Source organism: Moraxella sp. (assembly GCF_024227015.1).
Taxonomy (GTDB): Bacteria; Pseudomonadota; Gammaproteobacteria; order Pseudomonadales; family Moraxellaceae; genus Moraxella.
The window spans coordinates 1-3,643 of the sequence record NZ_JAAELD010000262.1; the positions used below are offsets into that span (position 1 = coordinate 1).

Below are 3,643 nucleotides of genomic sequence, written 5' to 3' on the forward strand. Positions count from 1 at the left end.
AGTATCTTACATGACTGCGCCACCACCACAGGATAGCGGAGAGCTGGTCGAATGCGTTCGCTAGTGAAAAGGTGCGAGCGCAGCAGTCGATCAGTAATGATTAATCTAATAAATAATGCAGACGGAGTGTCTGCATTTTTTATTTTAAGTAATTGATATTCAAAGAAATTTATATGAATAAAATGCGAAATTTAACTATAAAATGCGATGTCTTTATGATATAGTTAGCCTGATTTTGTATTTTAGTGGTTATCACAAAAGGATTGTTGAATGTTTTGGGAATTGATTGCGACCATTTTGGCGGGATTCATGGCAGCAGGGGTTGCGCTGTCATTTAGGCTGTTATTTAAGAAGCTGCCACGTTGGATCGTACCTGCTGCGGCTGGACTTGGCATGCTTGGATTTCAGATTTATAGCGAATATACTTGGTTTGAACACACTAAGAGCCGCCTGCCTGATGGTGTGAGTGTGGTAGCAACTCATGCCGATCCTGCATTCTATAAGCCTTGGTCGTATTTTCGTGCGCCAATCTTGCACTTCGTTGCAGTTGAGCCTAGTGATAACGCCGAAGCTGGCAACATCAAGCGTGCGAATCTGTATTTTTTTGAACGGCGGATGGCGGCGCATCACGCACCCATCTTGGTAGATTGCCAAAATAAATTACAATCGGACTTTAGTCACTCACCGAATTGGGGTGAGACACCGATGACAGAAGATATCGTTCGTGCTGTTTGCCAATAGCTCTTTTTGATAAATAAGCCGCCTTTTGGGCGGTTTTGTTTTATTTTGATGTTATCAAAAATCACCCAGAAAAATGCTATAATAATCAAAATTGTAAAAATAAAGAGACATATGAAAGTATTGGGTTTAGAGACTTCCTGTGATGAGACAGGACTTGCTATCTATGACAGCCAGATGAATGACGGACGTGGCGGGGTGCTTGCCCAGGTGCTATACAGTCAAATCGAGCTGCACGCCACGTATGGCGGGGTTGTGCCTGAGCTTGCCAGCCGAGATCATATCCGCAAGCTTGTCCCGTTGTTGAACGAGCTGCTGCACGAGGCGGGTATTGATAAATCTGACATTGATGCGGTGGCTTATACCAAAGGACCGGGGCTAATTGGTGCGCTGATGACGGGAGCGCTGTTTGGTCGCACTCTGGCTTATGGGCTTGGCGTGCCTGCTATCGGTGTGCATCACATGGAAGGGCATCTGCTTGCGCCGTTATTGGGCGATGATGTGGCATTTCCTTTCGTGTGCCTGCTTGTGTCGGGCGGACATACGATGTTGGTGCGTGCCGATGGTGTTGGACAATATGAAATCCTAGGCGAGTCCATCGATGATGCGGCAGGTGAGTGCTTCGATAAAGCTGCCAAGATGCTAAATCTGCCTTATCCAGGTGGGCCGAACGTCGCGCGTCTGGCCGAGAGTGGTGATAAGAACGCCTACGAACTACCACGCCCAATGCTACACAAAGGGCTTGATTTTTCGTTTAGTGGCATGAAGACGGCCGTGCATAATCTCATCAAAGACACGCCGAATTCTGACTCAGATCCAGTGGTTCGCGCCAACATCGCAGCGAGTTTTCAGCATGCGGTCGTGGATACTTTGGTCAAAAAATGCGTTCGTGCGCTTAAGCAAACAGGCCTTAAGCGCCTCGTCATCGCAGGTGGCGTATCTGCCAACACTGAACTTAGAGAGAGTTTAGAACGTGAACTTGCCAAGCTAAACGCCAAAGTACACTACGCCCCAAAAGAGCTGTGTACGGATAATGGTGCGATGATCGCTTATGCGGGATTTTGTCGATTGCAGGCGGGTCAGAGTGACGATCTGGCTGTGACATGCGTGCCAAGATGGGACATGCAGACCTTAAACTTCACCAGTGCTGACGGCTAATATAATTCCATCTACATCATTGAAATTGGCGTATTGAGCTTGTACACCAATGTGCCTATTGTGTGTTCTATTGCATCATCACGGATTTTATTTGTCGTTCTTATCGCATTTATTGATTGCATTTATGAAATCATCTCATGTTGAATTGGTATTGATATAGAACAGTGACTGATAAATTTATCTTGCGCGATGAGTACTATTTTGAGAAAATAACTGTTCACAGCATAACAACAAAAAGAGCTCACTTTGCCATTATCATCGCTAAAGATCGAATCCTTGCCTAGATTCTCTGCCAATTTCATTGCAAATATCAAAGCCGCCTTGCAAATGCTGGGCGGTAATGCCCGTGCTTTCACATCTGTTAAGCCAACCTTTGGGCAGTTTGTGGTTTTTTTATTGGCGGCGCTTGGCGCGAATATTTTATTTGCTTATTTGTCAGCGCAGGGTGGCAGCTATTTTAATGAGCAGGGGCTGATCAGTTATTTGATTTGGCCGGTGATTATTTTGGTGGCGGGTATCATCTTGGCGAAGCGTACGATGAATTATTCGCTGCTCTTTGTGCCTGTGATTTTATGGCTTGCCGCTGATACGATGTTGGTGCTTATCCAAAGCGGCATTCAGTATCTGGACATCAAGGGGTGGCTGCCGTCGTTTTTGTATGGCATCTTGCCCAGCCTGTTTACGTTTTTATTTGTGTGGCAGACAGCATCTTTGTTGTGGATTTTTGCCAAGAGGCTGCATTGGCCGTGGTGGGAGCGTCTTTTGATGATTGGCGGTGCGGTTTTGCTGCTTGTCGTGTGGCAAAGAAACGTCGCCGACCAGCCAATCTTTAAGGTAAATAATGTCGCACCCACGTTGTCTGAGCGCCAGTTCTATGAGCAGTCGGCATTATTGGGGCAAAGCTTGGATGGTGTTGCTAAGAGCACCAAAGGCAAGCACGAATGGTATTTTGTGGGTGTGGCAGGCTATGCTGAGCAAAATGTCTTCGCTAGCGAAATCGAGCAAGCGGAGCAGCTGTTCGATGCCAGATTCGGTGCAAAAGATCGCTCGGTATCGCTCATTAATAATTTACACACTTGGGATGAATATCCAATCGCCAGTCGCACGAGCTTGGCCGAGACGCTAAAAGCAGTCGGCAATCGCATGGATGTGGATGAAGATGTGCTGTTCTTAACGCTAAGTTCTCACGGGGCGGTCGATGAGTCGGGCAGCATCTTAGGTGACCTGGTCATGACCAATCCGCCATTGACGCTCGATCCGATCGACCCTGTGTGGCTGCGTGGGGCATTGGATGCGTCAGGCATTCGCTGGCGAGTCATTGTGGTGTCGTCGTGCTATTCAGGCGCATTTATTCAGGCTTTATCAAGTCCGACCACGGTCATCATCACCGCAAGCCGTGCCGATAGAGCGTCTTTTGGTTGTAGCAATGATGCGGACATGACTTATTTTGGTCGTGCGTTCTTTTCTGAGAGCATGCGCGAGCAGACCACGCTAACAGGCGCGTTTAACCAAGCGCGTCGCCGTGTTAGTGAGCGTGAAGCGCTCATGGGGTTTGAGTCATCAGAGCCGCAGATGGTGGTGGGTGCGATGATGCAAAGTGCCTTACCTGAATTAGAAAAGGCTCTATTCCATCATGCGACAAATCCCGTCATTGAGATGCCGACATTTAGCCATGCTGAGAGCGTATCTCCGTGAGAGAGTTTTTTGAACATTTATAGTAAACACCCCTTTGTTGAACCGCACCCCA

3 protein-coding genes are annotated in these 3,643 nt (G+C 47.5%); all 3 read left to right on the forward strand.

The window, feature by feature from the left end:
- Positions 1-270: 270 nt before the first annotated feature.
- The 3 genes from GY683_RS06110 (at position 271) to GY683_RS06120 (ending at position 3,591) form a co-directional block, all read left to right on the forward strand.
- Positions 271-741 carry a hypothetical protein gene (locus GY683_RS06110; protein WP_297287898.1) on the forward strand — a complete coding sequence of 157 codons (471 nt, stop codon included), beginning with the start codon at positions 271-273 and terminating at the stop codon, positions 739-741.
- A 111-nt stretch (positions 742-852) separates the two neighbouring features.
- A complete protein-coding gene (tsaD, locus tag GY683_RS06115) occupies positions 853-1,896 on the forward strand; it encodes a tRNA (adenosine(37)-N6)-threonylcarbamoyltransferase complex transferase subunit TsaD (protein WP_297287899.1) in 1,044 nt (347 codons plus the stop codon).
- Between the two features lie 246 nt (positions 1,897-2,142).
- Complete coding sequence (locus tag GY683_RS06120) at positions 2,143-3,591, forward strand: C13 family peptidase (protein ID WP_297287900.1); 1,449 nt, start codon at positions 2,143-2,145, stop codon at positions 3,589-3,591.
- Positions 3,592-3,643: the final 52 nt, after the last annotated feature.

Bases quoted from the DNA above. Each gene is read 5' to 3' on its own strand.
- GY683_RS06110 (WP_297287898.1), top strand. From the start codon at position 271: ATGTTTTGGGAATTGATTGCGACCATTTTGGCGGGATTCATGGCAGCA.
- tsaD (WP_297287899.1), top strand. From the start codon at position 853: ATGAAAGTATTGGGTTTAGAGACTTCCTGTGATGAGACAGGACTTGCT.